Below are 19031 nucleotides of genomic sequence, written 5' to 3' on the forward strand. Positions count from 1 at the left end.
TTTTAGTGGCTGGGGTGTTGGATTTATTCCTCTTTCTATTTGCCTTTGCTATAGTGGGCGCTGGGGTTATTTCAAGTCGTATTTTAGGCCTAGCTCTGACTCTAGTTTCTTGGTCATCTTTTGCTCTGTCCCTCAAATATGGTGGTTCCGTTGATGCCCGGGTTGGATACATGTCCATTTTAGCATGGATGTTGGCCATGGGGGATGTGCTTGTTTGTCGGATGTCAGGTAGGAAGCAACTAGATTTAAGAGAATTTTTGGTATTCTCTTATGTGCCTCCTGTTGTCTTGCTTTTCCTGCTTAATGACCATGTATACCTTGGCATTCTGGGCCTAGTCGTTCTTATGATTCTTAATGACGATTCCATTGCCAAAAAGCTGCCATCTAGTTTGTTTGGCAGGAGTACGGTGTTGGCTTTGTTGATTTTTCAGATTGTTCTCGTGGGTTTATTGACGCGCTCTCCTTACGTGGTTCCTTATGCCCTTGTACTTTGGGGGTGGTATAAACTGGAAGTTGAGACTTTACAGAAGTAGTTAAAACCACGGAGCGAGCCAGAATGTCAATGGGACTTCCTGCAACCTGTCTCACTCTCATGGGCATTTCTTGAGTGACTTTTGTTTTGAGAGAGTGTATTTTATTAAGTTAAGTGAGTGTATTATATCAGGAGGAGATAAGCCATGGAGCACTTCCTGAATAGTGTAGCTCTTTTCGGTATTTTTCTTCTTTCTCTCATAGTCGGAAGGGTTTCACCCAATGGCTTTAGAAGAGACTTCGCTCTGTCATTGGTTCTGTTTAGTCAACTCTGGATTGCCCTGAAACTTGGAATTGAGTATGGATACTGGCTTGGCCTTGCATTTGGATTTGTATTCCTTAATGCATTCCTTGTTCTATTGGGTATTTTTGAGCTGAAATTCTCTCAAGAAAACCTTAATCGGGGAATTGAAAAGATTCATCTCATAACCTTTACATCAATTTTTGTTCTCGTTTTAATCCTCTCGGAGGGAATCAGTGAGTACACTAAATCCAATCTGCTTGGTCTTCTGTTTGGATATTCCTTGGGATTAGTCCCGCTTTTTGGAATCCTAAAATCCTCCGGAATGTCTCGCAAAACTGCATTCAGTGTTCTCATTGTTAGTGCGTGTTTTTATTACGCAGTGGTTGGCTTTGTGATTGGCTGGTTTGTTTCCCCTGAGTTGGGTGTAATTACGGCGCTGATATTTACTATAGCATCCTGCTGGAGCTTGAAATAAAGGGGTTAAACACAGGTAGGGGGTTAAATGATGCTTCACAGTTAAAGGATGGCTTTTTGGATTAAGTGGGCGTTTTATTATACCCGCTTAAAAAGAAACATCGGTTAATCAGAAAGATTCATATTGCTTATGATCTAGGCGTTCATGAGTGAGAATGGATGCCAAAACCGTTGTGGCAGACTATCTACTCAGTGGAGGGATGGCTTATATATCCGCATGGATACTCCTAAAGGTACCGTCAGAGTTCAATGTGAAAGTTAAGGGAGTTGAATCTAACCCTGCCGGAGTTTTCTTAGGAATTGTCCTTTACTATGGAAAAAGACGAAGCTCTGGAAACTTTAGCGAAGTGGTGGGGTGAAGGATAATGAAGTGCAAGCATTTGATGGTTCCCGTCCTTTCATCCCTTCTCTTACTTTTCATAGTCATTGGTTTCTTCTGGGAATTTTCGACCGCTCTTCAGGTTGCTCTCCTCAATTTAATTGCCATGAGCATCCTTCAGCTTGCAACCTCCGGATACAAGAACGGCCCCGGAAGGGAGGGTTACGTCATAGGAGCTTTTACGTTCTTCCTTCTCAACTTTGGGATGCTCGGTAACGGGGTAAAGGGGCTAATCTTTGCGGCGGTTTTAACGGGCCTAATGCTCTGCACCTACGAAGTTTCTTGGTATTGGCTTTGGAAAGAGAACAGCGCTGAAAAGTCGAACCTTCTGTGGTTGCTTTCAATTGCGGGAATCCTCTATTTAGCGTATCTCGAAGGGATTGGGCCCCTGTTATCCGCCGTGTTCACTGCGGGAGCCATCCTAGTGGGATACGTTGCGTTTAAGAAACTGTCTTAAGGCTGGGTCAGTCTTCAAAATCGTCCAGCAACCCTTTTTAACCTCCCCTCCAATTTTTCCCGGTGGTTGGGATGAAGGTTACCGTCAGATACTTCGCGCGCTACCGTTCCCTCGTTGGCAAAAGCGAGGAAGAGCTGGAAGTTCCAGACGGAATAACGGTTAGGGAGCTCATCGAGATACTCAAGGAGAGGTATCCGGCCCTTAAGAACGAGGTCTTCGCCGAAGACGATGACTTAGCAGATGTGAACGTCTCCAGAAATGGCCGTTACGTTCGCTTTGACGAAGTTCTTAGGGATGGGGACGTAATAGCTATCTTCCCCCCGGTGAGCGGTGGTTGAGATGCTCAGCGAGAGGGAGCTTGAGCGCTACGACAGGCAGATAATGGTCTTTGGGGTTGAGGGACAGGAGAGGCTCAAAAGCGCGAAGGTAGCGGTTGTTGGCGTCGGCGGTCTCGGAAGCCCGGTTGCCTATTACCTCGCTGCTGCTGGAGTCGGCACCCTCCTTCTCATAGACGAGCAGAAACCAGAGCTGAGCAACCTGAACAGGCAGATACTTCACTGGGAGGAGGACATCAACAAAAACCCCAAACCCCTCTCGGCAAAGTGGAAGCTTGAGCGCTTCAACTCCGACGTAAAAATCGAGACCTTCGTGGGCAGGCTAACGCAGGAGAATGCCGATGATGTTCTCGCCGGCGTCGATGTGGTCGTTGACTGCCTCGACAACTTCGAGACGAGGTTCATGCTGGACGACTACGTCCACGAAAGGGGCATACCGCTGGTGCACGGGGCTGTGGAGGGAACCTTCGGTCAGGTCACCACTATAGTCCCGGGGAAGACGATGAGGCTGAGGGAGATTTTTCCCCGGGTTAGGGGAAAGAAGGGAAAGTTCCCGATAATCGGGGCGACCGCCGGCGTTGTTGGCTCTATTCAGGCGATGGAGGTAATAAAGCTCCTGACGGGCTACGGGGAGCCGTTGCTTAACAGGCTCCTTATCGTAGACCTCGCCCACACCACCTTCGACATCGTCGAGCTCAGGTAGGCGGTCTCACCTCAAACTCCCGGTTTATTGAGGTTATCCTTATATCCCCCTTCCACTCCCCGCGCTGTTCTATCGTCATCTTCCCCAGGAGGGGGTCTTCCATCGAGCTCACGGCGATAACCGAGTAGGCCAGCTTTGCCCCGACGAAGGTTCCGTTCTCGAAGTAGAGGCTCATCGTGGCGTCGGTGATCGTGATGTTCGTCTTTGGCCCCGTGAAGTAGAGCTCCGCCATCGGGATGATAACCCCCGGTTGAACGGAGTAAACGAGAACCAGCCTTCCCTTCTCGGTGTAGTTTGCCACGGGCCTTTCGGAGCTGAGAACCGCGAGGGCGACTGAAACCGGGTTGGTCTCCCAGACTCTCAGGCTGTCGTTCATCCGCGCCGTTCCGGCGGGGGTCTTTACGTATTCGGTTCCGTTCAGAACGACGGTTGTTATGGTCACGCTCACGTTGTCCGGCAGGGTCGTCGTAGTGGTGTTGACCCCGGCGACCCTTTTCTCGAAGTCTATGTAACCGCTCTCGTTGATGAGAATTCTGAGGTTGCTCGACTGAGTGCCGTTTGCGAAGGACATCTCTATGGTCATGTTTACGCTGGCATTCTCGGTGTAGGTGAAGCGCTTTATTTCCTTGAGGGACTCCAGTGGGGAGAAACTGGGCTTGGGTTTCTCCGTGGTGGAGGTGGTTGGGGCACTTGAATGGGTTGTTGGCTGAACCGTCGTGGCGCTTGAAGCTGGAGATGCCGAAGACTGTGAGGTGGCAGTGTTGCTTCCCCCTAGACAGCCGGAGGCGAGGACTATGAGAACCATGAGAACCGCGAGGGTCTTCCTCATGCTTTCACCCATCACCCTAACCTCCGGGGAGACTTAAGCTTTCCGGCAGGTTTAATTTGTCCGGCTCGTACTTACACCGGTGATGGCGGTGAAGGTGAGGCTTACCCGGGAACCCTTCAGCATTGATGAGGCACTTAAACTTCTCCGCGTCCCCGAGAGCGGGGCCTACGTTGTCTTCCTCGGGCAGGTTCGGAACGAGAGCCACGGGAGGCGGGTTAAGAGGCTTATCTACGAGGCCTACCCGGAGATGGCCGAGGCCGAGATGGAGCGCATAAGGGAGGAGGCCCTAGAGAAGTTCCCCATCATCGACATGCTGATATGGCACCGCTACGGCGAGCTTGAAGTCGGGGAGGACACGATACTCATAATAGCCAGCGCCGGTCACAGGAAGGAGGCCTTCGTGGCCTGCTCGTGGGCTATAGACGAGGTCAAGAGGCGCGTCCCCGTATGGAAGAGGGAAGTTACTGAAGAGGGCACCTTCTGGATAGAGGGAGACAGGCAGATACCCGTCTGAACTCTCCATTTTTTGTTAACTCTTCTCTATAGTATGCAAAATCGGAATAGAGAAAGTATATATACCCCTTTACTCATCCTTTTTTCGGTGGGTGCAGATGGAGAGGGTGTCGTACAAGGCTGGAATCTCAGAGGTAAGGAGTGGTTCGGGTGCACTGGTTGTTGGAAAGCCCCCCTGGAGCTCCGTTCCCCACAGCGGAAAGCTTGAGAGGATGATAGTCCATCTCGGGGCAGGGAAGGGGAAGTTTTACGAGGTTGAGGGCATTCCCCGCTCAATCGGTTGCATAGGGAATAACAGGTTCATCCTCAGGAGGGAGCCCCTGGGAAAGGAAAGGATTTTTGAGCTGGTGGAGGAGTTCAGGAGGCTCGGCGGAAAGGAGCTGTGGCTCACCAACTACGATGATCTGTCCCTCCTCATGGAGGTCGCGGAGAAGGCCGTCGAAGAGGGCGTTGAAAACGTTTACGCTGTTGTATTGATTGATGACGTTGATAGAGTAACCCCGGTGGAGGGTGTGAAGTTCGTTGCCGAGCTTGAGTACTCCGGGAAGGCCCTTGAGAGGCTCCTCAGCTATCCCTGGCTTCATGGGGCACTAATAATGGTTAGGCCCGAGAAGCTCGATGAGCTGACCGCCATGGCGGGAATACTCCCGATGGAGGTTTACGTTGACGTTCTCTTCCCCGGCTCTGCAAGGAGGCTCAACTTCAACGTAATCGAGCTTAGGAGGATAATGAACCCGACGACGGAAAAATATCACGACTGCTTGGCCGGCACGATCGCGGTGAGCGCGGACGGCTACCTCCTGCCCTGCCCTCTTCTGAGGAACTACGTCGTGGTTGACCTGAAGGAGAAGGGCCTCAAGGAGGGCCTCAGAAAGAAACGCCTGAGGGACTTCTGGAGGATGACAAAGGACAGCGTGAACGGCTGTTCCAAATGCCCCTTCAAATACATCTGCCACGACTGCAGGGCCCTTGAATACCAGGCCACCGGGGAGATAAACGGGATGGAGTACTGCCCGGTACTACTTTAGAACTCCAGTATGGAGCGGTAACCGCTCCCGTCTTCCTTTACCATTCTTGAAAACCTCGTTCTGCTGTTCCTGTCGTTCATCTCCTTGAAGAGGGGGTCGAAGTACTCGACCAGTATCTTGTCCACGAACCTGCTGAACTCAAGAACCTTGCTCCCAAGGTCTTCCTTTGAGGAGAAGAACCACTCAAGGAAATAGCCGTACTCGGGCAGAATGCCGACATTTATCTCGTATTCATTAAACCTGTTGAGAACTTCCTCATCCAGCTCCTTTGCAAGTCCCACTATCCCCCTGTCCTGGATGTTCATGTCGATCGTAACGTAGAACCCAACTATCACGCCTTTCTCCTTCAGCCGGTTTATCATGAACCTTACCGTCGGGCGTGCCTTTCCAAGTGCCCTTGCTATCTCAGTAACTTTTGTTCTCGCATCCCACTTCAGTATGTCCATGAGGACCGCGTAGTCGTGGCTTAGGTTCCACTCACCCCACTCCTCTCCCCTGCTCTTCCCGCCCTTGGAGTAGGCCAGAACCTCATAGTACTCGAAGTCCTCCGAATACTTGGAGAGCATCTCGTCTATGTACTTTACCTGCTCCTTGGGAATATGGAGGACGAGTGAAAGACCGTTCTTGAAGCCAAAGGCGGGGTTTGCGTACGCAACGAACGGGTTCTGCGTAATGCGACGCCCAACCTCCAGCAGTCTCTCCGCGGGAACGCTTAGAAAGGCGACGAAGCTCTTTAGTCCTATTCTCCTCAGGTTGTAGATGGCGTTGACGGTCATGTATTTTCCATAGTACTTGTCGTATATCCTTTTGAGCCTGTAATAGTCTATACCCTCTTTGGCGGCTATCTTCCTGAGGCTCTCAAGGGGGTGCCTCTCGAGGATTTCAACAAGGAACTCGATTTCCTCAACGTTTACCTCGCCCATACCATGCCACCACCGGGCCGGAAAGGTTATATCTTGGGAGTATTAAACCCTTCCGGTGATGTCCCATGGTGAAGATTGAGGTCGTTGACGTCGAGAAGCCCGAGGGTGTGGAGGTAATAATCGGGCAGGGCAACTTCTCGATATTCACGGTCGATGACCTTGCCAGGGCCCTCCTCACGGCTGTTCCGGGCATAAAGTTTGGCATAGCCATGAACGAGGCGAAACCCCAGCTAACACGCTTCACCGGCAACGACAAGGAGCTTGAGGAACTCGCAGCAAAGAATGCCCTGAAAATTGGGGCGGGTCACGTCTTCGTAATTCTTATGAAGAACGCCTTCCCGATAAACGTCCTCAACACGATTAAAAACCACCCTGCAGTCGCGATGGTCTACGGGGCCAGTGAGAATCCCTTCCAGGTTATAGTCGCCGAGACGGAACTCGGGAGAAGCGTCCTTGGAATAGTTGACGGCAAGGCTGCAACAAGAATTGAAACCGAGGAGCAGAAGAAAGAGAGGAGAGAGCTGGTGGAGAAGATAGGCTACACGATTGACTAAGGTTTTTTATTCCCTTCAACTCTTCTCCCGCTGGTGGTCTCATGAGGCTGGCTTTCATAACATCGAATCCCGGAAAGGTCGAGGAGGCCAGGAAGTACTTCAGACCCCTCGGGGTTGAGGTCTACCAGCTGCACTTTGAGTATCCGGAGATACAGGCCGACACCCTTGAAGAGGTCGCCGAATACGGTGCCAGATGGCTCGCCAAAAAGCTCGACGAGCCCTTCTTTCTCGATGACTCTGGCCTCTTCATCGAGGCTCTGAAGGGGTTTCCAGGGGTTTACTCGGCCTACGTCTACAGAACCCTCGGGATAAAGGGAATACTAAAGCTCATGGAGGGTATCTCGGATAGGAGGGCGTACTTCAAGAGCGTCATAGCCTACTGGGACGGAGAGCTTCACATCTTTACCGGCAGGGTGGACGGGGAGATAACGACCGAAGCCCGGGGGAAGGGTGGCTTCGGCTTCGACCCGATTTTCAGGCCGGCCGGTTTCGATAAGACCTTTGCCGAAATGACAACGGAGGAGAAGAACGTTATCTCCCACAGGGGAAGGGCCCTGAAGGCCTTTGCCAGCTGGTTGAGGGAAAACCTTTAAATAAGCCCGATAAACAAACTCATGCGATTGATATTGAACGGATGACGAAGGGGATTGAAATGGCGGGGGCCCTTGATGCCATCGACGTTAAGCTGTTGAAGGAACTTCGGGAGAACGCGAGAGAGAACATCGCCAGCCTGAGCAAGAAGCTGGGCATACCGAGGACGACCGTCCACTACAGGATAAAGCGCCTCGTCGAGGAGGGCATAATAGAGAAGTTCACCGTAAAGCCGAACTACAAGAAGCTCAACCTCGGAACGACCGCTTTCATTCTTGCTCGCTACGACCCCGATTCCGGCCTGAACCAGAGGGAGGTGGCCGAGAAGATAGCCTCCCTCGACGGCGTCTACGAGGTTCACATAATAGCCGGAGAATGGGACCTGCTCATAAAGGTTCGCGCCCCCAGTTCCGAGGAAGTCGGAAAGATAGTCGTCGACAAGCTCAGGGAGATAAAGGGTGTGGGACAGACCGTCACCATGGTCTCGTTCGTCACGGTGAAGGAAGAGGTCTGAGGCGATGATCGGCGTTCTCCTTTCTGATTTTGTGATGACGCGAGGTTTGGTGAGCCTCACATAACACAGCACTCATAGATTATTTCAACTTCTCTAATCGTTTTTGCCCAATCTATGATTTTCCTCGGCGGGTTTGTCAGTCTGTCAACTCCGACCAAGACCGCTCCCCTATCGAATTCCAGCCTCCATTTCCCGAGCGGGCGCATACAGCCTATGCTCAGCTCGCCCTCAAAGCGCTCGCGAGCGTACTTCACCACGTTGAGGCTCTCCTCCACCGAAGGTTTCGGGACGTTCTCCATCTCCGTCCCCTTCGTCGGGATTAGAACGTCCAGAACGAGGACGTCTATCGGGTAGTTTGCCAGCAGGTCTATTGCTTTGTACTCCCAGTGAATTCTCCCGAAGTCGAGGCCGATGGTTATGTGCGGGGCAACCCTTATCCCGTTCTCCGTCAGGAGTTCGAGAATCCCAAGGTAGTCCCTGACCGTCTTGTCTATTCTGTAGACCTTTCTGATTACATCATCATCTCCAACGAAATCAAGGGAGACGACATCGACCCAGCGGAGCCACTCCAAATCGCTCTCATCTATAAAGCCGACGTGGGCGTTGAGCTTGAGGTTTGTGCGACGCTTTATCTCCCTGATTTCGTCGGCGTAGAAATCCAGAGGGACCTTTAGGCGACCATCCATTCCTCCGCTGAGGAGACAGCCGAGGTAGCCCTTCCTGTCAAGGTCGAGGCAGTAGTTTAGGAGTTCTCCCCGCTCCGGCTTCTTCATGCCCTCAAGGTAGTGCCTCCCACAGTGGGCGCAGTTGAGGGCGCAGGCGCTGCCCGTGACCGAAACGGAGGGGAACCTTATCCCCGGGATGTAGATTTTCAGTTTTCTTCCCATTGCACTCACCCCTCATTACTGGAGTAGACATGGTGGGCAAGTTGTATTTTTACGTGGTTCCCTTCAAGTCCACGTGGACGAAGGCCGTCTCAACCTCCGGGAGTTCCTCTATCAGCTTCTTAACTTCATGGCTAACATCGTGGGCCTCCTTCAGGCTTAAATCCGGGGGAACCTCTATGTGGAGCTCGACGTGAAGCTTGCTCCCCACGTAGTGGGCCCTTAAGTCGTGGACGCCGATAACCTTTGGGACGCTGAGGGCCCTTCTCTTGATCTCCTCACAGATCTCGAAGGGAGGTGCCTTTCCGGTGAGGTAGCCCACGTTCTCGAGGATTATCTCGAAGGAGACCTTGACGAGGAAGATGGTTACAGCAAGGCCCGCCAGGGCGTCTCCGTATCTAAATCCAAGCTTTTGAGCGCCCAGTCCGGCAAGAACGGCCAGACTGCTAAGGGAGTCGCTCCTGTGGTGATAAGCGTCTGCTACCAAAATCTGACTGTTGAGTCTCTTGCCAACGTGGAGGGAGTAGCGGAACATGGCTTCCTTGAGGAGTATCGAGAAAACCGTAACGCCGAGCATGGTGGAGTTTACCGTTATTGTTTCTCCCCTCAGGAGCCTGTAAACCGAATCCCTCCCTATCTCATAGGCGACAATCAAAAGGGCCTCTCCAATCAGGAAGGCCACGAGAGGCTCGAAGCGAGAGTGACCGAAGGGATGGCTCCTGTCGGGTGGCTTTGATGCAACCTTCAATCCAAAGTAGCCGGCGACGCTCGTAACCACGTCGCTCAGCGAGTGGACGCCGTCCGAGATAAGGGCTATGCTTGAGTAGAGGAAACCGACGGTTAGCTTAAGAAAAGCGAGCAGAACGTTTCCAATGATGGAGACCCATATCGGCTTGTAAACCTCCTCCATGGAACCACCGAAAAGTTCGGTCAGTCCGTCACTCCTTCGTCACAGCTCGGACAAGGCTGAACTCATCATCCCGTGAGGGGAGATTGGACTTTCCCTTAAAAAGGTATGCGCTCAGCGATCACCTTTCCGTCCTCACCAGTCGGTTCGCCCATCACTCATCATCGCGCATATTCCCTACTCCCCAGGGCTTAAAAGTTTTCAATGCCCGGGATAACCTTTTTAGCCAGCTTTCAATCATGATAACGGACTTCAGCAGGTGATAGGATGAGCGAGGAGATAACCGGGGAACTCGGCAGAGTGGCCAGAGGAGGCGCCCTAGCTTTCGTAGGGCTCATAAGCTCGGCAATCTTCGGCTTTCTTGTGAGGGCCGTCATAGGGAGATACCTCGGGCCCAGCGCCTACGGAACCTACAGTCTGGCCATGACCGTTTTCACGATAACCCTGGTTGTCGTCATGATGGGTTTCCCAATGGGACTCCAGAGACAGGTGGCCTACTTCCTGAACAGGAGGCGCGATGAGGTCCACCTACTCATCTCAACGGCCCTCCACCTGCTCGCAATCAGCTCCCTCCTGGGCTTCATAGCCCTTGAGATAATCCGAGAGGCGCTCCCGGAATACATAGGCGGGGGGAAACTCCTCGTGGGCCTTCTCGGAATACTTGCCCTCGCCCTTCCTTTAAACGCCACATTTAATGCCCTCATATCCACAACTCAGGGCTTTGGAAGGGTGAGGGAGTACCTCATATACGGAAAGATAAGCACCCCGGCCATCTACTTCCTCACGGCCTCCGTGGCCGTTCTAATCACGAGCAACGTGAAATACGTGGCCGTTGCATACCTCCTCACCTACGCAATTCTCCTGTTCCTCCTGGGCAGAGATGCCAAGCGCTTCGGAATACTTCCCCGCAGGTTCAGGTTCTCGGTGGGGATAGCGAGGGAGTTGCTACTCTTCTCCCTTCCCCTGATGACCTCAAACCTTATGTCCTTTATAATGAACTGGACGGACACGCTCATGCTGGGCCACTACCTCGGGGAGAGGGTCGTGGGGCTCTACAACGCAGCTGGCCCGATAACACGCTTTATTCCGGTTTTTATGGCATCCCTGACGGTAATATACACCCCCGTCGCAACGGGGCTCTTCTCCCGGGGAAAGCTGAAGGATGTGGGGAGGTTCTACACCGTTGTAACAAAGTGGGTCGTTCTCTTGACGTTCCCCCTCTTCGTCTTAGTTACGGCCTATCCGGTCCCAGTGCTAAGGCTTCTCTTCGGACCAACATACATCCCTGCCGGGGGGGCTATGGTGATACTTGCCTTCGGCTTCATGTTCCACTCCCTTGTGGGCCCAAACGGCCTCACCCTGGTAACGATTGGAAAGCCCTCCGAGAACATGAAGGGCGACCTCACCGGGGCGACCCTCAACGTAATCCTAAACTACCTTCTCATCCCAACCTATGGAATGATAGGGGCAGCCGTTGCAACTGCATCCTCATACATAGCCACGAACGTTTACAAGAGCCTCAGGCTGGCGCAGTTCGGGATAGTGCCCTTCGGAAGGGCCTACCTGAAGGTTCTCATTGCTGGCCTCTTATCCTTTGGCATTGCCTATCTCATGAGGGCGAACTCAATAACCGTTGCACTCCTCGGAACGGCCTTAAGTTCTCTGGTCTTTTACGCCCTCTCAATAGTGTTAGGTGCCCTTGAAGAGGAGGACATTAAGCTATTAAAGATGGCGGGGAAAAAGTTCGGCCTGAGGACTGAACCGCTGATAAGGTTCCTAGAGAGGTTCGGACGGGTGGAGAAATGAACGTGAAGATGAGGGAATATAGTTGATGACCCCAATGGGACGATAAAAGCTTTTAACAACATCCCGAGAGGGTTGTTCATGTTACACAGGGCAAAGAGACTGATCGTCCAGAAGGTGATTAACAAATATCCGAAGCTGAAGGAAATGCTGTTTCCGCTATATTCAAAATACGTGGCGTGGACTACAAGAAGAGAAGTCCAGAGAAGGCTGAAAAACTTAAAACCGGAGAGATACTACAATTTTGAAAACGCCATTAGGAGGAACGTGATAATAGTAACCGTGGACTGCATGAGGTTCAAGAACACGAGTCAAGCCGGTTATTTCCGCGACACAACGCCTTTTCTTTCATCCCTCGGGAAGAATTACACCGCCGTTTCTGGGGCACCGTGGACGTACCCTTCGGTTCCAACGATTCTATCCGGGCTATATCCCACCAGACACGGGGCTTACATCCACAGTCGCAAGAAGTACCTCGACAATCTCGGACATATAAAGGGCATAAAACAGAGCGTTATCACCCTCCCTGAACTTCTCCTTCACATGGGATACGACGTGTACATGGCCACCGCGATTGAGTTGTCAAGTTTTCACTTCAGGAAGAGGGTACCTTACATCAGATGGTACCCCGGGGAAACGAGGGCCGAGAAAATACTCGGGGACTTTTTGAAGTGGGTCGAAGGGAGAAGGGGAAAAAGTTTTTTCGCCTACCTGCACCTTGGCGACCCCCACGAACCACTCAACCCGCCAGAGGAGTACTGGAACTATTTCGGAAGGGTGAAGAGACTCAGGAACATAGAGACGTGGGACTACACAAGACTGGAGGACTGGGAGAAGCCGGGGTTCAAGGAATATGTCGAAAACAGGGTTCTCCTTTACGACAACACCCTGAGGTACGTTAACGACCGGCTTGAGCTGTTCTTTGACAGACTTGAAAAATTTGGGCTCTCAGACGATACTCTTGTTGTAATCACTGCAGATCACGGGGAAGAGTTCTGGGAGCACGCAAAGACAGAGGCAGAGTACTTCTACGACACGAGGAAGGGCACCGGCTACGGCCACGGCCACAACGTTTTCAGGGAGGTTGCAGAAGTTCCCGTGGTTCTTCACGGCTTCAGTGGGCTGAAAGAGAGGAAGCCCATCTCATCAACCGATATAACACCCACTATACTGAGGGAGCTCGGGGTTGAACCGCTCTTTCCACTGGACGGGGTTCCCCTCCAGGAAAGGGAACCGAGGGGGAGACCAATACTGATAGAGGCGTCCGGGTATGGATACGAGAAAAAGGCCCTATACCTCGGCGACCTGAAGTTTCTTTACGCACCGGACGACAACGTTAGGTGGATTTTCAATCTAAAGAGGGATCCCTGGGAGGAGAACCCGATAACGGACAGGGAAGCCGTAAGTATCATGGAGAGAAAACTCAAATCACTCCTCTCAAAGATTCAACTGGAAGGGACTAAAAGGGTGGGCGAGAGTGAGACTTATGCTCATTAAAAACATGGAGAAATGGGCGAAATATCAGATAAGAAGAAGGGCAATGCTCCTGAAGTATAAACTTGGAAGTAAAGAGGAGGTAATACCGGCAAAGAAACCCAATAGGAGTGTGGAAAAAAGCTTAAAGGACTTTGAGATGGGAAGGGCATCAAAAAACGTGCTGGTAATCGCTGTTGATTGCTTCAGGTACTGGAGCACATCCCAGTCGGGGTACGAGCGGGACACAACGCCTTTATTTGATAGCTTTGGAAAGTTCATAAAGGCCCATGCCCCCGCCCCATGGACATATCCCTCAGTCCCCTCAATTCTAAGCGGTCTATATCCCCACAGGCACGGTGCCTTTCTTAGGGGGGAGTTCAAGAACTTTACAAAGCTGAGCTCCTTAAAGCCTCTGAAATCCTCAGTTCCGCTCATAACGGACGTTCTTGAAATGGGGGGGTACAGGATATACGTGGCAACGGCAATAGACCCCGTGTCATACTCCCTGAGGGGAAGGGTTGACATAGTACAGCACCACTATCTAACCCCAGCTGAGAAGGTATTCCAGAGGTTTATGAAGTGGACCTCAAAGGGTGAGAGACCGTTTTTCGCCTACCTGCACCTTGGCGACCTCCACGAACCACTCAACCCGCCAAAAGAATACCGCAACTACTTCGGAAAAGTCAAAAATCTGCCAAACATAGACACCTGGAACTACAATTTCCAGCAAGAACGCGAGCAGGATCCCAAAGGCTTTGAGAAATATAGGTTTTATCGGGTTTTATTGTACGACAATGTTTTGAGATACGTCAACGATACTCTGGAACGGTTGGTTGGTGAGCTCGAAAAGAGAAAACTTCTGGACGATACTCTTGTTGTAATCACTGCAGATCACGGGGAAGAATTCTGGGAGCACGCAAAGGTAGAAGCAAAACACTTCAAGCATGCAAAGGGATGGAGCGGTATATCACACGGCCACAACGTCTTCGCCGAGATAATAGACGTTCCACTTCTCATTGGGGGTTACGTTGAGAGTCCCGTAAGAACGGGCACTCCGAGGAGCCTCGTGGACATAGTTCCTACCATTCTGGACACTCTAGATATAGGCTACCCAAGGGGATTTTTTGATGGAGTTTCCCTTTTTAAGAAGAGAAAGACGCCGGTCTTAAGTGAGGGTGTTTCATCGGGATACGAGAAAAAGGCCCTCATAGATGGGAAACACAAACTCCTTCACGCCCCCGGCGACGGTGTGAAGTGGGTCTTCGACTACGTTTCAGACCCCCGGGATACAAAGCCCATAGAAAACGAGGACCATGTAGAGGAAATGGAGAGGAAGCTAAAGATGCTCATGGTGTCTGGGATAGGGAGGGGAATTCGGATATGAAAAGGCTCCGCGTGCTGTTACTCCACAACCAGGTTGCCCCCTATCGACTGCCTGTATTCGAAAGATTGAAGGAGAACTTTGACATCACAGTATACTTCTGTGAGCTGAAGTCCAAGGACAGGATGTGGAAAACCGAGCTTCTCAGAGAGTTCACCTTTGACTGGGAAGTTCTGAGGGGGATGAGGGTTGGAAATATAATACTCAATACCCCAGCCCTGCTCTTCAGGGCTCTCCGGGGATGGGATGCCTACCTGATAGCGGACAACGTTGAGAACATCCCCGCAACCTGGATGGTTGCAATTGCTTCAAAGATTTCAGGGAAACCACTGATAGTCTGGTCGGAGAAAATAGACAGCCCTTGGAACAGAAAAGTAGTGGACAGATCTTTTCTGAAGGGGATCCTCCTAAAACTGCATGAAAAGGTCCTTTTCTCGCTGGCCGATGTAATTGTGGCCTACAGCAAGAAAGCGAGGGAATACCTTCTGAAAAGGGGTGTGTCTCCGGGTAAGATACTCCAGGGACTGCAGGTAATGCCGGAGGAGGTTCTTCCTAGTGGGGAATGCCAAGGGTTTAAAGGAAGAGTGGGAGGATGTCAAAGGACAGTACTTTACCTAGGCTACCTGAGGCCGGAGAAGGGAATAGAGCAGTTCATACAGTCCTTCGTTTCTTCCGAGATTGACGCCTGTCTCCTCATCGTTGGGACAGGGCCCCTAAAGGAAAGGCTTGAGCGGAAGTATTCTTCCTCAGAAAAAGTCGTTTTCTACGGTTACGCCAGCGAAAATGAAAAACCCTGCCTCTACAGGATGGCAGATGTCTTCGTTCTCCCCACGCTAAGGGACTCATGGGGTCTCGTCGTTAACGAAGCCCTCTACTATGGAACCCCAGTAATAACAACGACCGCGGCGGGGGCATCTATGGTTATAGAGAATGGAAAAACGGGTTTTGTTGTTAAAGCCGGGGACTGGGCGGGCTTGATAAGAGTTCTAGAGGAACTAATTTCAAACCCCAAAACGCTGAGAAAAATAAAGAGACTAGTCAAAAAATCCGGGAAAAGATATTCAAGAAGCATCCTAGGAGCACAGGCTTTTATAAAAGCCCTACAGAAGGCCTTTGTAAATCTCAACTAAGCGCATAGCGTGCTCATCCATGTCCTCAGGAGGCCTCTGAGCCTTGCTAAACTCCTCAACCAGCTCCGGACGTTCAAGAAAGACTCTCATCCACCTAGCTAGGTCACGGGGATCCCCAGGAGCAAAAAGGAAACCTGTCTTTCCATGGGTAACAAACTCTGGGATTGCCCCAAGGTTTGATGCTATCACAGGTGTCCTAGAAAGGGCAGCTTCGGCTAGAACAAGGGGACTATTCTCGTAACAGAGAGAGGGGAACAGGAGAACATCTATGGAAGAGTAGGGAACACGGATATCTTCAAACCGCCCCATAAATCTAACCCGCTCATCCTCTCCAGCAAGCTTCATCAGCATAGATACGTAGTTCGGATCGCCTCCTCCACCATATATCCTAAGCTCAAAGTCCCCTTCAAGGAATTTGACCGCTTTAACGGCGACATGGACACCCTTTTGATAACTTGGAACCCCAGCAAAGCCAAAGACTACCTTATTACCCTTCCTTCTCTTTTTGAACCCCCTGAAAATAGAATGGGGATAGCCGTTCCTGATGTGCATTATCTTCTCCCCGTCAACTCCGGCCTCGATAAATTTCGTTCTTAGAAAGTTCGAAGGGGCTATTATCACATCTACAGAGCTGAGAACTCTGAGAAGGACTTCGTTCCTAGAGGCAAACCTAGAGGGGTTATTAAACGGTTTAAGGATTCTTGTAGATACTCCCAGTGGGATGCCTCTTCTTGATAGGTAGGAGGCCATTACATAGTTCCAGCACTCGGAGCACCTTGCCGGCTCAGGGCTGGGACAGGGCCCCTCTTTCCTGAAGCTCATTATGTTTATCGGGCATATGAACCAATAATCGTGGAGGGTCTGGACGGTTGGATAACCCCTTTCCGAAGCTAGAAGTGGGAGGAGACCGCTGCGAAAGGCCCAGAGGTTATGAAAATGGACAACATGTGGCCCAATCTCCTCAAGAACCTCCAGAAACCTCTTCTCAACACGGTCGTTTTTGTAGGTCTTGTTGATAAAGAGAGCCCTGAATGGAGAGGAGATGGGGGGGATTGCATGATAGTGTATCCCGTTTTCCCTCCATTCGGTTCCCCTTCTGGAGACCGTAAAGACGTGAACCTCGTGGTGTTTGGCCAGTTCGAGAGCCAGGTAATGGACGTAGAGACCGGCCCCACCAAGCTTTTCGGGGGGATACCCCGAGGTCACGAGGAGTATCCTCATTCTTCTGCCCCCCTCAGTAGTCTCATCAGTTTCCGCCGGGAGATAACCCCAGATTTTATTAGCCTTTTCGTGTCAAGGTCATCCAAAAGAGAGCCCAGTTCTTCGGGCGAAACGACCTCACAGCACTGACGAATTTCCCTGGGTATCTCCGCGTCCTCAAAGACAACAACGGGCTTTCCCCTGGCCAGTGCCTCCGCTATCGGCAGACCCCAGCCCTCGTATTTGGAGGCGTGAATGTAGAGGTCGAGGGAGTCGTAGAACTCGATGAGCTCCTCATCGGGGACGAAGCCGAGGAGTTTTATTCTTTCGTCACCTTCGGCTAGCTTTTTGACCCTCTCGAACTCCTCCCCTGTCCCGGCCAGTAAGAGCCTTGCCCGGGAATTGCGCCAGCCCTTGAAGAGCTCCACGAGGAGGGCGTGCCTCTTGTGGTAGTCCATCCTTGAGACGTAGCCCACTGTGAACGTCCCCGGCTCTCTGAACTTCCCCAGCTTTTTCGGCTCGGTGAAAAAGCGCTCGTCTATCGGCTGGTGGAGGACGCGAATCTTGCCCTCGGGAATACCGGCGAAGCGAACTAAGTCGAGCTTCGTGAGGTGAGAGACGGCGTAGACCACATCGGCCCTTCTGGCCGATAGCAAGCCAAGGCGGATGAAAAAGCGCTCAAAGAACCCCTTAAGTCCCCTCCTCCTGTATTTTAGGGGGATTAGGTCGTGGATGGTCACCCTCTTCTCGGCCTTCGGCTTGAAAAGGGGAAGGGTTATTCCCTCAATGACGCCAGCGGCGTGGTAAACGTCGCACTTCGAACGGAGGAGCCAGAGTGGAATCCTGAAGAACTGCCAGAGAAAGTACGACCTCCCCTCTGGGGGAGAGAGTTCAACCGTATGGCCTTCACACCTCAGCCTTCTGATGAGGTTCGAGGTGTACACCGCTATTCCACCGGCCCTCTTGTCAAGCCTCCTCACGATGATGCATACCCTCATCCAACCACCCCGTAGGCACTCAGGAGCTCCTTAACGATTCTGTCCCAGTCGTAGGCCCCGGCGCGACGGGAGGCGAAGTGCCCCATGCGCTTCCATCTTTCGAGGGCCATAATTAGCGCCCCCGAGAGTTTCTTGTCGCTGACAACGAAGCCGGTCTTGCCGTCCTCCACGAGAAAGCGGGAGGCGTTCATCGGGTGGTCGCTTGTGACGACGGGAATGCCCGAGGCCATTGCCTCAAGGACAACCATCCCGAACCCTTCCCGCCTTGAGGGGAAAGCGAAGACTCTGGAGGACTTCATGAGCGCAATCACGTCGGAGTAGTCCCTCAGGAAGCCCGTGAAGATGACGTTCTCCCCGAGGCCCATCTCACCAGCAAGACGCTCAAGACGGGCTCTCTCCGGACCGTCTCCAACTATGACTGCCCTGAAGTCCGGGAGTTCATCTTTTACCTCCGCGAGGGCCCTTATGAGGGCATCAACGCCCTTCTCCCGGATGAGCCTGCCGACGAAGATGAAGTCGGACTCAAGCTCGGCAGGCCTTATCCACCTAACGAGCGGGAGGTCTATGCCGTTGGGGACAACTCTTATCGGTTTTCTCAGGCCTGCCTCCAGAAGGTCGAGCTCCGTCTTTCTGGAGACCGCTATGTGCCGTTTGAAGGAGAAGAGACCCCTCTCAACTTCCCTCGCGAGGCTTCCTGCGTGTCCTAGGTATTCGAGCCAGTAGTCGCCCCAGAACTCGTGCCAGGTTATTAGGACGTTTTCCATGTCAAGTAACCTCAGGGCGTAGGAGGGAAGGTAAGGGCTCGCCTGGCAGTCTATGACGTCAAACCTCTCTCCCTTCATCCGGAGGGGCAACTTAAGGGAGTGAAGGATTGGCGGGAGCGGGGAGCGCCTTCCAGAGACGTAGAGCTTCGAAAGGTCAACTCCCACCGTCCCGTGGTAGACGATTCCCTCCCGCTCTATCTCGTCCCTTCCTTCCCAGAGCTTGTAGCCGTATACGTGGACCTCGTGCTCCTTAGCTAGCCTCCTGGCCAGCTCGTATATCCTCTTCTCCACCCCGCCCTTGACCCATGGGTAAACCACGTCGTAAACGAACGCTATCCTCAGGCTCATCGCCTCACTCTTGTCCGGGAACGTTTATAAGCCCATCCTCCCGAGGGTTAATGGGCTGAAGGGTG

22 protein-coding genes are annotated in these 19031 nt (G+C 52.1%); 15 read left to right on the top strand and 7 right to left on the bottom strand.

Features of this window, described 5'->3' with window-relative positions:
- Positions 1 to 5 precede the first annotated feature (5 nt).
- The 6 genes from MVC73_RS09230 to MVC73_RS09255 all read left to right on the top strand — a co-directional run bounded on the left by MVC73_RS09230 (position 6) and on the right by MVC73_RS09255 (position 3123).
- Positions 6 to 533 (top strand): hypothetical protein, encoded by a 528-nt coding sequence (locus tag MVC73_RS09230; RefSeq protein ID WP_297510117.1) that lies wholly within the window; start codon positions 6 to 8, stop codon positions 531 to 533.
- 144 nt (positions 534 to 677) lie between these two features.
- Positions 678 to 1250 (top strand): hypothetical protein, encoded by a 573-nt coding sequence (locus MVC73_RS09235; protein ID WP_297510120.1) that lies wholly within the window; start codon positions 678 to 680, stop codon positions 1248 to 1250.
- Positions 1251 to 1398: 148 nt separating this feature from the next.
- Positions 1399 to 1608, top strand: a complete 210-nt coding sequence (locus tag MVC73_RS09240; RefSeq protein ID WP_297510123.1) for a hypothetical protein — start codon at positions 1399 to 1401, stop codon at positions 1606 to 1608.
- Positions 1609 to 1632: 24 nt separating this feature from the next.
- A complete protein-coding gene (locus MVC73_RS09245; RefSeq protein ID WP_297510127.1) occupies positions 1633 to 2085 on the top strand; it encodes a hypothetical protein in 453 nt (150 codons plus the stop codon).
- A gap of 71 nt (positions 2086 to 2156) precedes the next feature.
- Positions 2157 to 2423, top strand: coding sequence for a ubiquitin-like small modifier protein 1 (locus tag MVC73_RS09250; RefSeq protein ID WP_297510248.1), 267 nt, complete (start codon positions 2157 to 2159; stop codon positions 2421 to 2423).
- Between the two features lies 1 nt (position 2424).
- Positions 2425 to 3123: a ThiF family adenylyltransferase gene (locus MVC73_RS09255; RefSeq protein WP_297510130.1), complete on the top strand. Its 699-nt coding sequence runs from the start codon at positions 2425 to 2427 to the stop codon at positions 3121 to 3123.
- Here MVC73_RS09255 and MVC73_RS09260 read toward each other — a convergent pair.
- A complete protein-coding gene (locus MVC73_RS09260; protein WP_297510134.1) occupies positions 3116 to 3964 on the bottom strand; it encodes a hypothetical protein in 849 nt (282 codons plus the stop codon). The genes MVC73_RS09255 and MVC73_RS09260 overlap by 8 nt on opposite strands.
- Before the next feature lie 76 nt (positions 3965 to 4040).
- Here MVC73_RS09260 and MVC73_RS09265 point away from each other — a divergent pair, with 76 nt between their 5' ends.
- On the top strand, positions 4041 to 4466 hold the full coding sequence (locus tag MVC73_RS09265; RefSeq protein WP_297510251.1) for a molybdenum cofactor biosynthesis protein MoaE: 426 nt from the start codon (positions 4041 to 4043) through the stop codon (positions 4464 to 4466).
- Between the two features lie 97 nt (positions 4467 to 4563).
- Positions 4564 to 5493 (top strand): SPASM domain-containing protein, encoded by a 930-nt coding sequence (locus tag MVC73_RS09270; protein ID WP_297510137.1) that lies wholly within the window; start codon positions 4564 to 4566, stop codon positions 5491 to 5493.
- Here the strand turns inward: MVC73_RS09270 and MVC73_RS09275 are convergent.
- Positions 5490 to 6416, bottom strand: a complete 927-nt coding sequence (locus tag MVC73_RS09275) for an Lrp/AsnC family transcriptional regulator (RefSeq protein ID WP_297510140.1) — start codon at positions 6414 to 6416, stop codon at positions 5490 to 5492. The genes MVC73_RS09270 and MVC73_RS09275 overlap by 4 nt on opposite strands.
- Before the next feature lie 65 nt (positions 6417 to 6481).
- Here MVC73_RS09275 and MVC73_RS09280 point away from each other — a divergent pair, with 65 nt between their 5' ends.
- From MVC73_RS09280 to MVC73_RS09290, 3 genes are read left to right on the top strand one after another with little or no spacing between them, the layout of a single operon-like run.
- Positions 6482 to 6970: an adenosine-specific kinase gene (locus MVC73_RS09280; RefSeq protein WP_297510143.1), complete on the top strand. Its 489-nt coding sequence runs from the start codon at positions 6482 to 6484 to the stop codon at positions 6968 to 6970.
- 41 nt (positions 6971 to 7011) lie between these two features.
- Positions 7012 to 7563 (top strand): XTP/dITP diphosphatase, encoded by a 552-nt coding sequence (locus MVC73_RS09285; protein WP_297510145.1) that lies wholly within the window; start codon positions 7012 to 7014, stop codon positions 7561 to 7563.
- A 59-nt stretch (positions 7564 to 7622) separates the two neighbouring features.
- Positions 7623 to 8075, top strand: coding sequence for an Lrp/AsnC family transcriptional regulator (locus MVC73_RS09290; RefSeq protein WP_297510148.1), 453 nt, complete (start codon positions 7623 to 7625; stop codon positions 8073 to 8075).
- A 56-nt stretch (positions 8076 to 8131) separates the two neighbouring features.
- Here MVC73_RS09290 and MVC73_RS09295 read toward each other — a convergent pair whose 3' ends face one another.
- Together MVC73_RS09295 and MVC73_RS09300 are read right to left on the bottom strand one after the other, a co-directional pair.
- Positions 8132 to 8962 carry a radical SAM protein gene (locus tag MVC73_RS09295; protein WP_297510151.1) on the bottom strand — a complete coding sequence of 277 codons (831 nt, stop codon included), beginning with the start codon at positions 8960 to 8962 and terminating at the stop codon, positions 8132 to 8134.
- A gap of 49 nt (positions 8963 to 9011) precedes the next feature.
- Entirely contained in the window at positions 9012 to 9869 is an 858-nt protein-coding gene (locus MVC73_RS09300) for a cation diffusion facilitator family transporter (RefSeq protein WP_297510153.1), read from the bottom strand.
- 264 nt (positions 9870 to 10133) lie between these two features.
- Here MVC73_RS09300 and MVC73_RS09305 point away from each other — a divergent pair, with 264 nt between their 5' ends.
- The 4 genes from MVC73_RS09305 to MVC73_RS09320 all read left to right on the top strand — a co-directional run bounded on the left by MVC73_RS09305 (position 10134) and on the right by MVC73_RS09320 (position 15656).
- Positions 10134 to 11672: a flippase gene (locus MVC73_RS09305; protein WP_297510155.1), complete on the top strand. Its 1539-nt coding sequence runs from the start codon at positions 10134 to 10136 to the stop codon at positions 11670 to 11672.
- 78 nt (positions 11673 to 11750) lie between these two features.
- Complete coding sequence (locus tag MVC73_RS09310; RefSeq protein ID WP_297510158.1) at positions 11751 to 13166, top strand: sulfatase; 1416 nt, start codon at positions 11751 to 11753, stop codon at positions 13164 to 13166.
- A complete protein-coding gene (locus MVC73_RS09315) occupies positions 13156 to 14529 on the top strand; it encodes a sulfatase (RefSeq protein ID WP_297510254.1) in 1374 nt (457 codons plus the stop codon). Before MVC73_RS09310 ends, MVC73_RS09315 begins: the two co-directional genes overlap by 11 nt.
- Entirely contained in the window at positions 14526 to 15656 is a 1131-nt protein-coding gene (locus tag MVC73_RS09320) for a glycosyltransferase family 4 protein (RefSeq protein ID WP_297510161.1), read from the top strand. The genes MVC73_RS09315 and MVC73_RS09320 overlap by 4 nt, the downstream gene beginning before the upstream one ends.
- Here MVC73_RS09320 and MVC73_RS09325 read toward each other — a convergent pair.
- Genes MVC73_RS09325 through MVC73_RS09335 form a run of 3 tightly spaced genes read right to left on the bottom strand, consistent with a single transcriptional unit; the run spans position 15627 to position 18966 of the window.
- Positions 15627 to 16877 carry a glycosyltransferase family 4 protein gene (locus MVC73_RS09325; RefSeq protein WP_297510164.1) on the bottom strand — a complete coding sequence of 417 codons (1251 nt, stop codon included), beginning with the start codon at positions 16875 to 16877 and terminating at the stop codon, positions 15627 to 15629. The two genes, MVC73_RS09320 and MVC73_RS09325, sit on opposite strands and share 30 nt — an antisense overlap.
- Positions 16874 to 17854: a glycosyltransferase gene (locus tag MVC73_RS09330; RefSeq protein ID WP_297510166.1), complete on the bottom strand. Its 981-nt coding sequence runs from the start codon at positions 17852 to 17854 to the stop codon at positions 16874 to 16876. Before MVC73_RS09330 ends, MVC73_RS09325 begins: the two co-directional genes overlap by 4 nt.
- Entirely contained in the window at positions 17851 to 18966 is a 1116-nt protein-coding gene (locus tag MVC73_RS09335) for a glycosyltransferase family 4 protein (RefSeq protein WP_297510169.1), read from the bottom strand. Before MVC73_RS09335 ends, MVC73_RS09330 begins: the two co-directional genes overlap by 4 nt.
- Positions 18967 to 19031 lie beyond the last annotated feature (65 nt).

Origin of the sequence: Thermococcus sp. (assembly GCF_027052235.1) — an archaeon.
Taxonomy (GTDB): Archaea; Methanobacteriota_B; Thermococci; order Thermococcales; family Thermococcaceae; genus Thermococcus.

Coding starts and splice junctions, on each gene's coding strand:
- MVC73_RS09310 (WP_297510158.1), top strand. CDS start 11,751: ATGTTACACAGGGCAAAGAGACTGATCGTCCAGAAGGTGATTAACAAA.
- MVC73_RS09305 (WP_297510155.1), top strand. CDS start 10,134: ATGAGCGAGGAGATAACCGGGGAACTCGGCAGAGTGGCCAGAGGAGGC.
- MVC73_RS09285 (WP_297510145.1), top strand. CDS start 7,012: ATGAGGCTGGCTTTCATAACATCGAATCCCGGAAAGGTCGAGGAGGCC.
- MVC73_RS09315 (WP_297510254.1), top strand. CDS start 13,156: ATGCTCATTAAAAACATGGAGAAATGGGCGAAATATCAGATAAGAAGA.
- MVC73_RS09320 (WP_297510161.1), top strand. CDS start 14,526: ATGAAAAGGCTCCGCGTGCTGTTACTCCACAACCAGGTTGCCCCCTAT.
- MVC73_RS09270 (WP_297510137.1), top strand. CDS start 4,564: ATGGAGAGGGTGTCGTACAAGGCTGGAATCTCAGAGGTAAGGAGTGGT.
- MVC73_RS09250 (WP_297510248.1), top strand. CDS start 2,157: ATGAAGGTTACCGTCAGATACTTCGCGCGCTACCGTTCCCTCGTTGGC.
- MVC73_RS09290 (WP_297510148.1), top strand. CDS start 7,623: ATGGCGGGGGCCCTTGATGCCATCGACGTTAAGCTGTTGAAGGAACTT.
- MVC73_RS09235 (WP_297510120.1), top strand. CDS start 678: ATGGAGCACTTCCTGAATAGTGTAGCTCTTTTCGGTATTTTTCTTCTT.
- MVC73_RS09275 (WP_297510140.1), bottom strand. CDS start 6,416: ATGGGCGAGGTAAACGTTGAGGAAATCGAGTTCCTTGTTGAAATCCTC.
- MVC73_RS09245 (WP_297510127.1), top strand. CDS start 1,633: ATGGTTCCCGTCCTTTCATCCCTTCTCTTACTTTTCATAGTCATTGGT.
- MVC73_RS09260 (WP_297510134.1), bottom strand. CDS start 3,964: ATGGGTGAAAGCATGAGGAAGACCCTCGCGGTTCTCATGGTTCTCATA.
- MVC73_RS09295 (WP_297510151.1), bottom strand. CDS start 8,962: ATGGGAAGAAAACTGAAAATCTACATCCCGGGGATAAGGTTCCCCTCC.
- MVC73_RS09280 (WP_297510143.1), top strand. CDS start 6,482: ATGGTGAAGATTGAGGTCGTTGACGTCGAGAAGCCCGAGGGTGTGGAG.
- MVC73_RS09330 (WP_297510166.1), bottom strand. CDS start 17,854: ATGAGGGTATGCATCATCGTGAGGAGGCTTGACAAGAGGGCCGGTGGA.
- MVC73_RS09300 (WP_297510153.1), bottom strand. CDS start 9,869: ATGGAGGAGGTTTACAAGCCGATATGGGTCTCCATCATTGGAAACGTT.
- MVC73_RS09255 (WP_297510130.1), top strand. CDS start 2,425: ATGCTCAGCGAGAGGGAGCTTGAGCGCTACGACAGGCAGATAATGGTC.
- MVC73_RS09325 (WP_297510164.1), bottom strand. CDS start 16,877: ATGAGGATACTCCTCGTGACCTCGGGGTATCCCCCCGAAAAGCTTGGT.
- MVC73_RS09335 (WP_297510169.1), bottom strand. CDS start 18,966: ATGAGCCTGAGGATAGCGTTCGTTTACGACGTGGTTTACCCATGGGTC.